This window comes from Enterovibrio coralii, from assembly GCF_001559595.1.
Lineage (GTDB): Bacteria > Pseudomonadota > Gammaproteobacteria > Enterobacterales > Vibrionaceae > Enterovibrio > Enterovibrio coralii.
This window is the reverse complement of record NZ_LNTY01000030.1, coordinates 1-15,713: the sequence shown is the minus strand read 5'-3', so window position 1 is coordinate 15,713 and position 15,713 is coordinate 1. Positions and strand designations below refer to the sequence as shown.

16 protein-coding genes and 2 pseudogenes are annotated in these 15,713 nt (G+C 47.4%); 12 read left to right on the top strand and 6 right to left on the bottom strand.

All coding sequences use genetic code 11. The annotated features are described in order from the left end of the window. The first annotated feature begins 495 nt into the window (after nt 1–495). The 5 genes from ATN88_RS27125 (at nt 496) to ATN88_RS27115 (ending at nt 3,636) form a co-directional block, all read left to right on the top strand. The gene (locus tag ATN88_RS27125) at nt 496–768 is read left to right on the top strand and encodes a glycosyltransferase (protein WP_232313031.1); all 273 of its coding nucleotides are present in this window, start codon (nt 496–498) and stop codon (nt 766–768) included. A gap of 14 nt (nt 769–782) precedes the next feature. Continuing rightward, nucleotides 783–1,436, top strand: coding sequence for a galactosyltransferase-related protein (locus ATN88_RS09465; RefSeq protein WP_232313029.1), 654 nt, complete (start codon nt 783–785; stop codon nt 1,434–1,436). Between the two features lie 13 nt (nt 1,437–1,449). Continuing rightward, complete coding sequence (locus tag ATN88_RS09460) at nt 1,450–2,157, top strand: acyltransferase (protein WP_067414682.1); 708 nt, start codon at nt 1,450–1,452, stop codon at nt 2,155–2,157. Nucleotides 2,158–2,257: 100 nt separating this feature from the next. Then, nucleotides 2,258–2,782, top strand: coding sequence for an MATE family efflux transporter (locus ATN88_RS27120; RefSeq protein ID WP_232313027.1), 525 nt, complete (start codon nt 2,258–2,260; stop codon nt 2,780–2,782). 50 nt (nt 2,783–2,832) lie between these two features. Then, a complete protein-coding gene (locus ATN88_RS27115) occupies nt 2,833–3,636 on the top strand; it encodes an MATE family efflux transporter (RefSeq protein WP_232313025.1) in 804 nt (267 codons plus the stop codon). Between the two features lie 84 nt (nt 3,637–3,720). Here the strand turns inward: ATN88_RS27115 and ATN88_RS09450 are convergent, their stop codons facing one another. From ATN88_RS09450 to ATN88_RS09440, 3 genes and pseudogenes are all read right to left on the bottom strand, one after another. Continuing rightward, entirely contained in the window at nt 3,721–5,121 is a 1,401-nt protein-coding gene (locus ATN88_RS09450) for a DEAD/DEAH box helicase (RefSeq protein ID WP_067414677.1), read from the bottom strand. A 216-nt stretch (nt 5,122–5,337) separates the two neighbouring features. After that, on the bottom strand, nt 5,338–6,249 hold the full coding sequence (locus ATN88_RS09445; RefSeq protein WP_067414673.1) for a hypothetical protein: 912 nt from the start codon (nt 6,247–6,249) through the stop codon (nt 5,338–5,340). A gap of 102 nt (nt 6,250–6,351) precedes the next feature. Then, nucleotides 6,352–7,559: pseudogene (locus ATN88_RS09440) on the bottom strand (iron-containing alcohol dehydrogenase). A 273-nt stretch (nt 7,560–7,832) separates the two neighbouring features. On the opposite strand from ATN88_RS09440, the gene ATN88_RS27110 reads away from it, so the two are divergent. From ATN88_RS27110 to ATN88_RS27105, 7 genes and pseudogenes are all read left to right on the top strand, one after another. Further along, nucleotides 7,833–8,144 (top strand): hypothetical protein, encoded by a 312-nt coding sequence (locus tag ATN88_RS27110; protein ID WP_232313023.1) that lies wholly within the window; start codon nt 7,833–7,835, stop codon nt 8,142–8,144. Further along, nucleotides 8,087–9,385 (top strand): Lcl domain-containing protein, encoded by a 1,299-nt coding sequence (locus ATN88_RS09435; RefSeq protein ID WP_232313022.1) that lies wholly within the window; start codon nt 8,087–8,089, stop codon nt 9,383–9,385. The genes ATN88_RS27110 and ATN88_RS09435 overlap by 58 nt, the downstream gene beginning before the upstream one ends. Nucleotides 9,386–9,589: 204 nt before the next feature. Then, nucleotides 9,590–10,558, top strand: a complete 969-nt coding sequence (locus tag ATN88_RS09430; RefSeq protein ID WP_067414668.1) for a nucleoside hydrolase — start codon at nt 9,590–9,592, stop codon at nt 10,556–10,558. Nucleotides 10,559–10,659: 101 nt separating this feature from the next. Further along, nucleotides 10,660–10,995 (top strand): gamma-glutamylcyclotransferase family protein, encoded by a 336-nt coding sequence (locus ATN88_RS09425; protein ID WP_232313020.1) that lies wholly within the window; start codon nt 10,660–10,662, stop codon nt 10,993–10,995. A 114-nt stretch (nt 10,996–11,109) separates the two neighbouring features. Further along, complete coding sequence (locus ATN88_RS09420; RefSeq protein ID WP_067414664.1) at nt 11,110–11,838, top strand: helix-turn-helix transcriptional regulator; 729 nt, start codon at nt 11,110–11,112, stop codon at nt 11,836–11,838. A gap of 180 nt (nt 11,839–12,018) precedes the next feature. Further along, nucleotides 12,019–12,693: a transglutaminase-like domain-containing protein gene (locus ATN88_RS09415; protein ID WP_232313018.1), complete on the top strand. Its 675-nt coding sequence runs from the start codon at nt 12,019–12,021 to the stop codon at nt 12,691–12,693. A gap of 370 nt (nt 12,694–13,063) precedes the next feature. Then, nucleotides 13,064–14,055, top strand: a pseudogene (locus ATN88_RS27105) (aldo/keto reductase). A 55-nt stretch (nt 14,056–14,110) separates the two neighbouring features. Here the strand turns inward: ATN88_RS27105 and ATN88_RS09405 are convergent. The 3 genes from ATN88_RS09405 to ATN88_RS09395 form a co-directional block, all read right to left on the bottom strand. Next, entirely contained in the window at nt 14,111–14,473 is a 363-nt protein-coding gene (locus ATN88_RS09405; protein ID WP_067414660.1) for a MerR family transcriptional regulator, read from the bottom strand. A 210-nt stretch (nt 14,474–14,683) separates the two neighbouring features. Continuing rightward, nucleotides 14,684–14,893 (bottom strand): DUF3820 family protein, encoded by a 210-nt coding sequence (locus ATN88_RS09400; RefSeq protein WP_067414657.1) that lies wholly within the window; start codon nt 14,891–14,893, stop codon nt 14,684–14,686. 63 nt (nt 14,894–14,956) lie between these two features. After that, nucleotides 14,957–15,484 (bottom strand): DUF4395 domain-containing protein, encoded by a 528-nt coding sequence (locus ATN88_RS09395; RefSeq protein ID WP_067414654.1) that lies wholly within the window; start codon nt 15,482–15,484, stop codon nt 14,957–14,959. Nucleotides 15,485–15,713: the final 229 nt, after the last annotated feature.

Below are 15,713 nucleotides of genomic sequence, written 5' to 3'. Positions count from 1 at the left end.
TGGACACAAACAAAGCAACGTCTCTATTTAAAAAAAGCAAGTGCCACAAAACACACTATTAATGGCTTGTTAAATTAAATGTTAATCTGTTTCTAAAATATCTCATCAATAGTCTGAAAAATAGAATAATGACATTTGTATTTCATCTAAAACAGCCCTTAAAAAGACACTCAAAAATATATACTCCCCTTATCTACAAAACTATTCATTACATGAATACTCTCAAGCGGAAACCTACCAGTTAAGCTAATAACAAGAAAACACTTTAGAGATGTAACTCTCAATTACACATTATTTCATACATTCTGAGTAATTGGTCACATTATCACACAATGGACAAAAAACTAGACACATGTATAACTCTTTGTTTTTAAAGGCTTAAAATGCTTATTTACACTTAATGCAAGTCGTTTTTGTCAAAATGTGACATTGAATCAGGTTTGTCTTCTCCGTATTATTTCGCTGTCAGTTGAGCATTAATAATAGGTTCTAACCATGATTGAAATAAGTATTGTTATACCAACCTATAACCGTTCCAAATTACTTTCACACACTCTTACGTCTCTCGTTGAACAAACTCTCCCTGCTGAGTGTTTCGAAGTTATTGTTATTGACGATGGTGGTTCTGATGACTCTGAATTTGTTGCCAAATCATTTTCAGATCGACTAAATGTCAAATACTTCTGGCAAGAAGACAAAGGTTTTCGCGCAGGAAAGGCAAGAAATGTAGCACCGCCATTTCTGAAGGCAAGTATGTTGTTTACCTAGACACAGGTGTGCTGTTGGCATCTAGCACACTAGAAGAGCACTTATTCCGTCATAAAGTATCGACGCACCCGATTGCGATTGTGGGTTACGTTTACGGCTTCGACCTTGATGAAGAAGGTGTGAAGAAAATGGAATCTGTTATCAGCCCTCACAATGTTGACCAAATTCTCGAAGAGCTTGACCAACAAGGTGCTCATGACATCCGTCAAGCTCAATATGATGAACTTGGCACCAACATTTGTGATTGGCCAGCCCCATTTGACCTATTCTGGACGTGCCACGTATCCGCAGAGCGCGAGCAACTCATTAAAGCGGGAATGTTTGACGAACGCTTCAACAGCTGGGGTGGCGAAGACGTTGACCTAGGTGTGCGTCTGTTCCTCAACAACAACATGTTTATTGTCGATAAATCGATGGCGTCTTTCCACTGGCCACACCCGAAAGAAGTGAAAGATACCGGCGAGAGCTCCAAAAGTGCTGCGCAACTTATCCACGGTAAATACAACATTTGGCAAACCAGCTACTACAACCTCGACCATGAGATTAACGATCTGCCGCTGAATAAGCTGATTAAGGTGTTAAAAGAAAGCCCTAATCACCCAATGACTGACCGTTCGCTTTACCTAAGTCGCCCAAAGAAGCCGACTCACATTGAGCCAATGGAATAAATGGGGACCGTTAATGCCTTGTGTTTACGAAAATATTTTTCCTGTTGCTGCTGGGAAAACGTTTGAAGACATCGAAGCCCAGTACCGCGATCAAATCGCGGTACATGAAGAAACACATTTTATCGGCGCGCCACACATTGCCTTTACCTTGGTGCGTGACTCGGATGACTACCATCGAGACATCAAGTTTTCTTTGATTAAGCAGAGCGACTTTAACGACTGCATCACCATTGGCGACGGTACCGTGCTGTATTCCGAAGATAACCTGTCTTTCGCAAACCGCCCAGTCAGGCTGTCAGCCATCAAAGTAAACGACAAACCACCAGGCAAAATCACCATAGGTAATGGTTGTGTTATGCAGGGAACAGCGATTGTTGCTTATGAGCATGTGGAAATTGGGGATCTGGTGTTGTTCGGCCCTCAAGTGACCATCATGGACAGCAGTGGCCACCCTATCACTAACCGTTGGCAAGACGACGATGCAGCACGCACGCGTTCAGCCAAAGTGACAATTAAAGACAACGCATGGATTGGAATGGGCGTCACCATTCTAAAAGGTGTCACCATTGGTGAAAACGCAGTGATTGGCGCAAACAGCGTTGTTTATCAAGATGTGCCAGATAACTGCATTGCGCTTGGCAACCCAGCCAAGGTCGTCAAGCAACTGGACAATGACAAACCTCGAGAAGAGGCGATTCGACAGCTAGATATCGCGTCTTAACCTATTCGCAGATCCTTCATTTTCTTCGTAATGAAAACCTTAGGCCCTGGATTTCACGGAAGGATCTGCGCCCCCTTACCTTGTATACATGGACGATACCATGGCGTATTTTTCTTCTCTTCAGCAATATAAAAGCTTGTTGGCACTCGCCCTGCCCGTTGCACTTCAAACGGCTATTTTTTCCAGTAAAAGCACAGTTGATACCTTAATGCTGGGTACGCTGAGCGAACTCGATATAGCCGCGATTGGCTTAGCAGCAAAAGCACAAATGATCATCAGCTTTTTTATCATTGGACTCAGTATTGGCGGAGGGCAAATTGCCGCTCAATGCTTCGGTATTCAATCCAAAGACGGAGAGCGAAAACTTAAAAACTCTGTCTTCATCACCTTGCTGCTAAGTATCGCTGTCTCCTTCATTTTCTTTATCGTGCTGTTTTGGTTCCCTGAAAGCTTAATGGCGTTGGGTTCGCAATCTGCCGAGGTTATTGGCAAAGGTAGCGATTACCTCACTATTATCGCCGTCAGCCTTTTTTGCTTTGCGTATGCATCAAGTATTGCCTGCGGTCTGCGTGCGATGCATCAACCTGGCATTGCCACCAAAGTGAGCTTTATCGCGTTGCCTTAAACCTTTTATTGAATTGGGTGTTCATCTTTGGGCATTTGGGTATGCCCGCCATGGGCATCAAAGGTGCCGCACTTGGCACCCTGCTTAGCGCACTTATTGAATGTGCCATTCTCTATTTATATCTCAAATCCAAACGCCACTTGCTCGCCAACATGCCGCTCGTCTTGCTGAAACAATTAAAGATCAGCGACGTTTTACTGGTCACACGTCTGTCTTCGACAGCGGCGGTGAACAGCGTGGTATGGGCGGCTGGTCTTTTCGCTTTTCATGCCATTCTCGGTTACAGCGATCCAAACCTTTTGGTCGCACTTTCTGTGCTGGCACCTGTCGAAGCCCTTGCCATGTCATTACTCATTGGCCTTGCGACTGCAGGTTCAGTGTTAGTGGGTAACCAAGTAGGCGCAAACCAACAAGACAGATTGCCAGCGACCATTCGCCAGCACATCATCGTCAGTGTTTTCTTTGGCATTATCAGTGCTGCGCTGCTTATGTTGGTTGAGCCTTTTGTCCTTTCGCTCTTTTTCCACAGTGATTTACCGTCGGCAGCGGAACAGATAACCGTTGGACTTTACGACATCATGGCGGCTTCACTCATTGTGAAAAGCCTCTCGATGATGTTGATTGTTGGCGTATTGCGTGCTGGCGGAGATGCGAGTTTCTGCCTGATCACAGACATCTTCGCGCAGTGGGTTTTCTTACTGCCGTGTGCCTATTGGTTAACCCATGTCCTCAATTTCCCACCCGTGTATTTGTTTGGACTGGTGTTGTTTGAAGAAGGCATCAAAGTGTTGATTTGTGTTTGGCGCCTAAATAGCGGTCGTTGGGTTAAAAACCTCGCCGCCAGCATGAATTAGATGAAGCAGCAAGTGCCAATTTGACCCAGTGACACCAACAAAAAAGCCCGCGTTCTTCGCGGGCTTGTCCATATTCGTTAAGGCTTATTCGTTACCTGAGCGTGGTTTCAAATTGCCCCAAGGATTCGCGTCTTCACGACGATTTTGATCTTTCGGCTTGTCACTGCGCTGAGGGCGTCGCTTCGCTTGACTGTCACGCGACTGGCGTGGTTTGTCTGCATCTGATTTAAACCCGCGACCTTTGGACTCAGGCGAGCGGCTCGGTTTTGCCTCTTTTCTCGGTGCCTTTTTCTCCGAGTCAGGTTTGCCTTCACGCTTATTTTTCGGCACATAGTTGAGGATAGAAATTGGCACAGGTTTACGTGGTGCAAAACCTTCAATATCACGACGCTCAATCAAGTGACCCAAACGGCTTTCAATCATGCAAAGGTTCTTGAAGTCATCTTTAGACAAGAAAGAAATTGCTTCACCTTTGGCACCAGCACGACCCGTACGGCCAATACGGTGAATGTAGTCATCCGCCGGGAATGGCAGATCATAGTTCACAACACGCTTCAGCTCTTCAATGTCGATACCGCGCGCAGCAACACCGGTAGCAATCAAAAACTGCAACTGGCCTGACTTGAACTCTTCCAACAGCTGCTCACGCATGGGTTGGCTTCGGCCGCTGTGGAAAGATTCCGCGGTGATACCACGCTTTCCTAACTGCTCAACAAGCTTCGCTGCACCATGCTTGGTTTCAATAAAGATCAGAGCCTGATCCCACGCATTTTCAGTAATAAGATGCGCAAGCAATGAAGACTTTTTGTCTTTGTCTACCGTCGTCAGCCATTGTTCAATCTCAGTTTTGCTGTTGCTTTCCGCCGCGATTTCCACAGGATTTGGCACTGCGGTTTTCGCAAGAAAACGAACTTTGTCAGACAGTGTCGCAGAGAAAAGCAAGTTCTGACGGTCAACAGGCAAGCGGTCGATGATCTTATTGATGTCTTCAATGAAGCCCATGTCCAGCATGCGGTCAGCTTCATCCAACACCAGCATTTCAAGTTCATCAAAGTGCACCGCGCGTTGCGTCATCATGTCGAGCAGTCGACCTGGCGTCGCCACGAGAATATCCACACCATCAATCAGACGCTGTTTTTGTTCTTTAGAATCTTTGCCGCCATACATAGCGAGCGTAGTCAGTGCGAGGTTTTTACCGTAAGACGCTGCATTTTTCTCAACCTGTGCCACCAGCTCTCGCGTAGGTGCCAACACAAGCGCGCGAACTCGCTTTTTACGCTTGGTTTCACCCTTGCTGAGCATTTCCATAACCGGTAACAGGAAGCTCGCGGTTTTACCCGTGCCCGTTTGCGCTGCCGCCAGCAAGTTGTGGCCTTCAAGGACAACAGGGATAGCTTTTTCCTGAATCGCAGTTGGAGCCTGATACCCCATTTCGTTGATTGCAGAAACAAGCGGCTGGCTTAAGCCCAGTTTGGAAAATGGCATGAGAGATCTCGGTAATAAAGATAGATAACGAGTATGGCAGCTAGGCTGCCAGATAAGGGCGCGAATTCTAGCATGATATCAGCAAAAATATACTGATTGCGGGGATCATTCGAACTTGAGACAGGCGCGGCATCAAACCCAAGATTTGCTGACGCGATGAGGATGAACAACGAACAGCCGAAGTTTCATCGCGGCTGCTCGTTGTAAGCAGAGTGTCTATTCAGAAGTTGTCTCTTCGCCGAACGCCGCTGCAATAACGGGGGCAAGAGAAAGCAATTGTTGGTGAATTTCAGGACCAACTATGTGCAGGTCTTCAACCAGCTTGTCGTAATGATGATAGTCAAACACACCATCGACAGTCGCGATTTCCTGATAGCCAAAGAACTCTTTCGTTCTACCGTTATAGACAGCCACGCCCACACTGGTGATTTTCGCATAAGCATTAAGCGCAGTTTGCGCATTGAAGAGAATTATCGGGCTGACTTGCAGCAAAATGTCGGTATCGACCGTCGGTAAATCTGCTGGGAATCGTTGTTGGAAACTCTCCCCTTTCCCTTTCGGTGCATCCCAACGGAAGTAAGGAATTTTGTGGCTCTGATCGGTGGCGAGATACACCTCGACACCTCGCTGTTCAAGCGCGTCAGTCAGGCTGTTTAAGAAGTCTTTACGAATGTTTAAGTCTGGATTTTTGTCAGCAAAAAGCGCATTGAAGTTCGCAGCCTTCTCGTTGGCTTTTCCGCCCATGGCATTAATCAAACTTGCGGTCATCGCCCCTGCTGCGCCCGTTACGCCTGCCTCGACGGGTGCCATTCCCGGTGAATTGAGTAATTGGTTATCCACCACGGCCGTGGCAAGGTCAGTATCTAACGGCTGGGCGTTGAGAGTCTGCTGCGCTTTCCCTGTATCATAGAACGCAGCAAGATCGTCAGAGAAGTGCACAATGCCATAGGTGTTTGGCAACTGCCCGACTAACGCATGTGTTCGAACCTCTGGAATATCTACGATGGTGACGCTTTTTACATTGGTGATCTTCGACGTATCGATAACCGGTACCGACGCACAACCTGCCAACGTGACTAGGGATGCAATAACCGCCGTTTTCTTCATAACTGACGAGAAGTGAAACATAAAGCCTCCATGCTTTGAACAACAGGAGGCATTGTTTTAGATGTTAATTTTTATAACAAGTGGCTATTGAGTCTTTTGTCTCTTCGACGTAAAAAGCGCACGCTAGGCTTTGATCTTCTCGATAAGCTGCTCACATTCACGCAAGGAGAGATAGTGAGGAACGGGGTAATTCCATCTCGCTTCTCGTACCGCGCGTTTGGCAATGTCTGGGACATCCATCTGCTGAATTTCTGCCATGGTTTTGGGTAGAGACATAGCATCTTGAAGGGAGACAACATAATCCACAAACGCTTGCGCATTGGTGACATCGTCCCACTGTTCATCCCCCACTCCCACAATCATCGCGAGCTTCGCCATTTTGGCTTTTGCCGACGGCACAGACGCTGACAACACATGAGGCAAGGCAAGTGAATTGGCAATACCATGCGGTGTGCCATATTTCGCACCGAGGTTATGCGCAATGGCGTGGGCGTAACCTAAGCTCGCTTTGGTAAACGCCAATCCCGCATAGTAAGAAGCCATCGCCATGTTCAGCCTGACCTTCAAGGATTTGCCGTCTTTGTAGGCGGAAATCAGGTTCTCATGAATAAGCTTCATCGCCGCGATGGCATAAGCATCGGTTTCTGTGGTGGCGTTGAGTGAAAGGTATGCTTCAACGGCATGGGTAAGTGCATCCATACCCGTTGCGGCAGTAATGTGTGGCGGGAGCTCCGTCATCAAGGAAGGATCCAACGCTGCCATCAAAGGGACCAATTTTGGATCCATCAGTGGCGTTTTTTTGTGGTCGACAGGATCAGAAACCACGGCGGCGACCGTCACTTCCGATCCGGTTCCTGCCGTTGTAGGGATCGCAAACAAAGGAGCAGGCGTTCGCCAGACCCTAAGCAGACCGGCAAGACGCTTAATCGGCTTATTGTTGGTAACACGTGCGGCGATAACTTTGGCGCAGTCAATGGGCGATCCGCCGCCGACCGCCAAGATCCCGTCACAGCCTTCACGCTGATAGAGATCCAACCCCAGCTCAGCTTGAGAATAGGTGGGATCGGGCGTCACTTTATCAAAGCGCACATGCGCGACGCCATGCTTGGTTAACTGCTCTTCGATCTTCCCAGCAATACCAATATCCACCAAGGTTGATCAGTGACCACCAGCAGTTTGCTGAAATTCATCAATCCGATCGCTTCACACATCTGTTCAGCACTGTCTGCTCCCGTGAACAGTGTTGGCCGCGGGATCGGAATCACCCTCGCCGCTATCTTGAGTGCTTTCATATAGGTTTTGTGGAAAAGGCGTGAAGCGTGTTCGGACATAAACGGTTATCCCCCATAACTGTCTTATCAGACTAGGTGTAACTCGGATCTCCTTCTAGATTTTTGCAATAAAAAACAGCCATTCATCACGAACCACTCATGCAGCTTGCTGCAAAATGCCATGGATTTTCACATTGTCAGTATTTACGAAGGAAATGTGTAAACAATGTGGCAATGCTTCTGTAAACCTTACATTTTTTTGTCTTCTTGCTTACTGTTTATATACCCAAAACAAGAAAAAGAAAGCAACAAGGAACCAAGGAGTAGGGAAACATGGCGCGCTTTTTTTCATCTATCACGCTAGCCACTGTGCTGGGGTTGTCGGTTAGCAATGCAAAAGCCGAGCAAGCATTGGATTACCCGATTGTCGATACGCACCAAACCGAGTGCTATGGTCTTTACCGCGCCACCACGTGTCCCGATATTGGCGAAAAAACCTTTGGTCAGGACGCCCAATACCAAGGTAATCCGCCGAGCTACACCAATAATGGAGATGGTACAGTGACAGACAATGTCACGGGGTTAATGTGGGCACCTCTACCGATTTGCACCGTGACGGCATCATCAACAGTTATGACAAACTGAGCGAGAAAAATGCCCGCACCTACGCTGAGCTACTCCGTTTGGGTGGCTACAACGACTGGCGACTTCCCACCATCAAAGAACTGTATTCATTGATACTCTTTGATGGCCAAGACCCAAGTGGGTTACGCCAATCTGGCAAGGTCAACCTACTCCCGTTTATCGATAACCTTACCTTTGAAATGAACAGTGGCGATGTCCAACGCGGCGAGCGTTTAATCGACAGCCAGTTCGTGTCTTCCACTCGCTATGTTTCTACAACGATGCGAAGAGATGAAACCGTTTTTGGCGTCAATTTTATTGATGGCCGAATCAAGGGCTATGGCATTTCAAACCCGAAAATGGGCGAGAAGAAATTCTATGTCTTGGTGGTTCGCGGCAATCCAAATTACGGTGTGAATAACTACGCAGTCCCAACTCGTGGCGTGGTTACGGATAAGGCAACCAGCTTGGTTTGGCAGCAAAACGACAGCCAGAAAGCCATGGACTTTCCTTCTGCCCTCGCCTATTGCGAGCGTCTTGAATTGGCAGGGAGAAATGACTGGCGATTGCCCAACGCCAAAGAGTTGCAATCCATCGTCGACTATACGCGTTCACCTGCCACCACAGATTCGGCAGCTATCGACAGCCGCTTTCAAGCAACGGTCATCACTAACGAAGCGGGCCAGGAAGATTATGCAAACTATTGGTCGAGCACCACACACCTGAATTTGAAAGGTGCCTCGAATGCAGTGTATCTCTCTTTTGGCCGTGCTTTAGGCAATTTGAAGGGTAATTGGATGGATGTGCATGGCGCAGGTTCACAACGGAGCGATCCAAAAACGGGCAGCGCCTCTCGCTACAAAGAAGGCCATGGCCCTCAAGGTGATGCGGTTAGAATTCAAAACTTCGCCCGCTGCGTCGCTGGAGGTAATGTCACTTTCGATACCTCCCCAGCCTTGATTGCCCGCACCAAGCAAGCGTTTGAGAGTGATGCACAAGGCACACAAGCGCAACAGCCTCAGTTGCGCAGAGACCAATTTTCATTCCAGCGTGCATCAGAAAAAGAACGCAGAGAGCCAGAGCAAGAACGTCCAAATCCTATGGTTGATTTAGACAGCAACAAGGATGGGAAACTCTCCTATGCCGAAGTGAGAGGACCACTTCAACGCGACTTTGAAAAGTTTGATGCTAATCAGGATGGATACCTGAGCGAGAGCGAAATGCCAAAAGGGCCTCCGCCAAAACACAAAAAAGAGAGATGATGATTTAAACGATAGTTGCAGGTGTCTATGCACTTGCTGCTTTCGTCAGAAAAGTGGTCACGCACGACTCTCTTTCTCGGTGATAACAATCACATTCCTCAATAAAGGAACTTCCTCGCAGCCCACCCCTTCGAATTACAATGATTTTCACTGAAGATGTGACAAAACCTTGCTCACATCCCTTCGCTGAATTTTGGGTAAACAATGACAACGAAAATCATCCTTGATACCGACCCCGGCATAGACGATGCAATGGCAATCCTGTTCGCCGAAGCAAACCCTGACGTAGAGCTTGTTGCGCTCACCACTGTCTATGGCAATGCGGAAATCAACACCAGCACGCGTAATGCCCTTTACCTAAAACAACGCTTCAACTTCGCATGTGATGTGGCAAAAGGTGCATCAGGCCCATTGGTTCGAGACCCCGTTGGTGCAAGCGTCGTTGTTCATGGCGAAAACGGGTTTGGTGATGTGCCTCTTGAGGAGCCAAGCATTGAAGCTGACCCTCGTTCTGCTCATCAATACATTATCGACACAGTCAAAGCGTCCCCTGGTGAAATCACCTTGGTTGCCGTAGGCCCTCTGACAAACCTTGCGCTCGCCATTGAGCACGCACCCGAAATCGCGAGTTTGGTCAAAGAAGTGGTCATCATGGGCGGTGCTTTCGGTACCCATGAACACACAGGTAACGTCACGCCTTTTGCAGAAGCCAACATTCACGATGACCCGCACGCTGCCGACATTGTTTTGACGGCAAACTGGCCAGTCACCGTGGTTGGTCTGGATGTGACTCACGAAGCCTTTTTCTCCTCTCAGTACCTCGATACAGTAAGAGATACCTGTGGCGATATTGGCCAGTTCATGTGGGACATTAGCCGTTTCTACCTGGCCTTTTATAAGGAGCGTATGGGCGTTGAAGGATGCTTTGTTCATGACCCATCGGCCATCGCTTATGTGATTAACCCCGCTCTGTTCGAGGTCAGAAAAGGACCGATTCGCGTCGTCTGTGATGGCCCAGCCGAAGGCATGACATTGCAAAAGTACCGCGAGACCAAACATAAAACGGACGAGTGGAAAGACAAACCTGCGCAAAATGTCGCTATCGCGGTAAACGACAGGGCGTTGCTCGACCTGTTTTTAGACTCGATGACACACTACGCAAGTGAGCAGTAAGGTGGCGATCAGCCACCTTTTACTCGGCTCTTACGCGCTAATCTTGCGCATAGTGTCATAGTATTTAACTGGATGCTTTTCATCGGATAAGGATTATCCTCATGAACAAAATCAACGCTCTATTTGTTTACGGTACGTTGGCTCCCGGTAAGCCAAACGAACACGTTCTCGCTGATATTCCGGGCCACTGGCAGCCAGGAAAAGTGCAAGGCGTGCTTCATCAAAAAGGATGGGGAGCCGCCATGGGCTTTCCCGGCATCGAACTGAAAAACACCGACGATCTTGTTCAAGGTAACCTGTTCACTTCAGATTCACTCGATCTTCATTGGGATATGTTGGATGAGTTTGAGGGAAACGCATATGAACGCGTTGTCACCCGCGTTATCTTGGAAGATGAGTCAAGCGTCGACGCATTTATTTACGCCATTAAAATGTGAGGATGAATCTGCACGGATTGCGAGTCACCCTTGCAATTTAGGTTGTCCGTTTGAGTAATGCTTTCACCTGCAAATGCAGGGCATTAGTCTTCAGCAAAACGTTGAGGAAAATGCATGAACGCTATTTCTGACAAACATAAATTCGCGCATTTCGCACCCGGAATGGTTGTCGCTTTCGGACAAGCTATTGACGCCCGTCCTCACAAGCACCCGCTTTGGCAGCTATGGTTGCCAACGTCAGAAAGTACCCTAAACGGGGAGATTCTTAATCACGGCTCTGTCATTGCCCCCAATACCATTCACCAACTGTCCATGCCTGAGGGTTGGGTGATCTTGGCCGAGCCAGAAAGTAAACTCGGTGAAGCCATAAAAGCACTGCAAGAGCCTTTGCCCACGGCACCAGAAATACCTTCCCTCTCCTCCCTTGCTGCTGCCTTTGTCGATCACCCCGCTACCGCACAAGCACTACAAACCAACCCGTATCAGGTCAAAGACCAGCGACTGCTGCGTTTGCTCAAACACCTCGATCATTGCTTTTCAGGTGATTGTCTAAAGCCGGAACAATGGCGAGCAAGAGAGGTGGCCGATTGGCTCGCTGTATCAGAAAGTCGATTCTTACATCTAGTGAAGGACGAGCTGGGTATTGCTTGGCGTCCCTATCTTCTGTGGCGCAGACTAATTTGTGCTGTCTCTGCCATCAAAAGAGGGGTAAACGCGACCGAAGCCGCCTATCTTGCAGGCTTCAGTGACAGTGCCCACCTTAGCAAAACCATCAAAGCCACGTTTGGCATGACAAGCAAAGAGTTAATCGCCAGCTTCGCCAAATCCCAAAATCGACGTTAGCAAGTTTATACAATTTTCATGACAGCAGATCACTTAGAGTTCAAATGAGCCCAAGGAGAAATGCACTATGGCAAATTATTTAGAAACAACACCTTTACTTGATTACACGCATCCCGGTATTCAATCTTTAATATCACTCAAAGGGGGAAAAACCTAAACGGCAAACACGCTATTAAAGCCGTGTATGACTTTGTCCGGGATGACATTGCGTTCGGCTACAACATGGACGATGCCATGTCTGCCAGCGATGTGCTGAGAGATGGTTACGGTCAATGCAATACCAAGGGCATTTTGCTAATGGCCTTATTGCGTGGTTTAGGTGTGCCTTGTCGGTTTCATGGATTTACCATTTACAACGCCCTGCAAAAAGGTGCGCTGCCGTCCTACGTGATGCCAATCGCACCGCGCCGCATTATTCATAGTTGGGTGGAAGTTTATTTCGAGGGCAACTGGATTAACCTAGAAGGCTTTATCATTGATACGCCTTTTCTCAAGCAAGTTCAGAAGGCCTATCCAAACGCGGAGGCGTTCCAAGGCTATGGCATCGCAACACCTTGCCTTCAATCGCCTCAGAATAGCTTTGATGGCAGTCACACTTATATTCAGGCTGAAGGAATTGCTGACGATTTCGGCACTTTCGACTCCCCCGATGCGTTTTTTCATCAATACGGCAGCAATCTTTCGGGGCTGAAGAAGTGGGCGTACAAAGCCTTTTTAAACAGGATAATCAATCGACACGTCAATATAGTTCGTGAGCACGGCATTTTGGGCGTCAGGCAATATCTCTTTGCCTATTTCGGCACTAAGAAAGATGCTTCAACACAAAGCGGCAGTGCGGCTCAATACTCTAAATAACAAATACCCTCACATATTTTTGAGGGGCTTAACAACAGCGTCCAATCCCTCAATTTTAGGGCTAGGCAAAGTGCCAACAACTGGCCTAGCCCTCCTTTTGGGAACCTCCATGTTCCGCTTGAATAAAACTTCCAGACAAAATGGCTTCACCCGTCTGGCGAATCGGATACCTGCTATCTCACCTAAAAACTTCTACTTGTGGGAAGTTGGCAGCCTTGCAAAGTGCACATAATGAAAGCCAAGAGAAACACTAGATAGCTGTTGTGACATACCTCTAAAAGATACCCATCCGCCTAATTTCCATCGATGGAGAGTTTGACTTAGAGCTTACTCAAACCCTTATTTCTAACGTCCTCGATTGGTCTTCATAATGCAAAAGGAAGTGGACATGGAAACAAAGATCCTTGGTAACTCAGATTTGAATATTAGCCGTCTAGGACTCGGAAGTTGGGCGATTGGTGGCGACATAGGTGATTGGGGATGGGGCAAACAATCAGAACAAGACTCAATCAATACCGTCCTTGCTGCATTAGACAGCGGCATCAACTGGATTGACACAGCAACAGCATACGGCTTAGGTAACGCCGAATCAGTGATCCAAAAAGCCCTGAAGCATGCGAACAGCAAACCTTATATTTTTACCAAATGCGGTTTGTGCTGGAACCCTGGTGAGACCGAACTGTTCAATCGAATTTCGAGAAAATCAGTGATTCAGGAAGTTGAAGACAGCTTGAAACGACTGGCGATTGAAACGATTGATCTTTACCAAATACACTGACCGCTACCCGAAGCCGATATCATTGAAGCGTGGGAAACCCTTGCCGATTTGAAGAAGCAAGGGAAAGTTCGTCATATCGGTGTATCGAACTTCTCAGCCGAGCAGTTAGCTATGACGCATGCGATCACACCGATTGTGTCCAACCAATCTGCCTACTCATTACTCAATCGCACCACTGAAAACGACGTACTGCGTGGTGCGCTCAGCATAATGTGGGCACCATCCACCATTCCACAATGGCATCAGGACTTCTTACCGGTTCAATGACCAAAACGAGATTTTCCCAACTGGATAAAAATGATTGGCGCCACAAAAACCATCTATTCCAAGAACCAGAGTTCTCAAAACACTTATTACTCGTCGAGTTACTGGAGGAAATCGCAAGGGATAGGAACTGTAGCGTTGCAGAGGTCAGTATTGCTTGGACGCTATCTCACAATGCAACCACAGGGTCAATTGTTGGTGCTCGCACTCCCGAACAGCTCGATGGACTTATTAACGCATCGGAGGTTGAGCTGTCAGACGACGATATTTCGAGAATACATGACTTTTTCGAAAGACAACGCATGACAACGGTGTCGTAACGCATACTAGAACTCAAAGCAGCAGGCACCTGCGGCCTGCTTTGCTAAAAGGCGACTATTTATGCTGTTGCAAAATCTCGCTGTAGTGATTGATTTTCCAATCAATATGCTTGAGAAAGTCTTGTGTCTCCGCAAGTTTGTTTTCAAGACGCGCTTTGTGTTTGAACAGGATCGTCAGCAACTGCTCAGCTTTATTTTCACAGTCCTCAACTTGTTCTGCGTATGATTTTATATCTTTAAGTGGCATACCAGTGATTTTTAAACACTGAACAAACTGTAACCAACGAATGTCGTGTTCGCGATAGTATCTATGCCCCGCACTATCTCTTGGAATGGGGTAGATTAAGCCACTTTTTTCGTAGTATCTGAGTGTATGGCAACTCAAGCCGCTCACTACTGACGCTTCTTGTATTCGCATAATGTCCCTTGATGACGACAAGCTAGAGCTACCGACAGGGCAAGAAACCAAGCAATGAACTCTAAGAAAGTGTATCAGTTACGTTATACATACGTTCGACGAAACCCTAGCGTACGAAGACCAAAATGCGAGCCTGATAAATCATCGCAGCGATGTCGCGTTGAATTGAACAAGCATTAAGCCTGGTCACTGAAATGCCTTTGTTTGCTTTTATTTTAGCGGCTTAATGACCTCGTCTAGCCCTTCGATTTTTAATGCCAAGCACAGCTGCATTAATTTCCCCAGCTCATTGTTTGGGAAACCTTGCTTCTCAAACCACAGTAAATACTCTTCCGGTAAATCAATCAGTACTCTTCCTGCATACTTACCAAACGGCATCTTCATGCGAGCAAGCTTGAGCATGTTTTCTTTTTCTAGCATCGTGACATCTACACAGTGGTATTAAAGTCTGGAGTCTACCATGAATACCAAACGCGGGCGGTGCTAGTCAGGTTGGCATGGCTCGCAGCCAAACAGCTTGTCGTACATCCAACACCCCACACAAAATCCCAATACTGCCTCCAGCCAAGTCAACATAAAGCACACACCCAAAACGGCGTATAGCCAAACGTTGGGTAGTGCCATCCACCAAAAAGCCAAGCAGGCCATGCCCATCAAAGCGCCTAAAGACCAAGCAAATCGTTTGGGTTGTGTGGGTTTCCAAACGGGCTTGGCTTTCAATGTTATCGCCGTGCCAATCAAGCCGCTCGGACTTAAGGGAGTCAAACCGAATAACGCAGCCATGGTCATGTCGAAGATGACATAAGGTGCGACATAGGCAATAGGGTTACTTTCCGGTGAAACGTAGAGGATGAACATGGTCAGGGCAGAAAGGATATTGAGCAGACCTGCCCTTGCTCGCGTCGCAGCTTCATTAATCCGAAGACCCTTTTCACCGGGAATAGACTCACCCATCGCAAAAATGGGCGAGGTGAGAAAGGTAGCTCTTGGTGTTGTCCCCTGAACTGGCATCGCTGTTTACTCGTTGTTTTCTTTAAACGTAGCAAACCTTTCTTAGTACGAAGCATTTTGTATTTCGACACACTGTCTACTTTTTGCCAGCCAGCAATTTCTTACTCACTCACCAAGCAACCCCTTGCAACACTCAGCGAGTTATCAATATATCTCCTTGTTTCTTATAGCCTTAGTAGCTGGCACGCCCCTTGCGATAACCCCTCGGATTGATTTTATCCCGCTAACT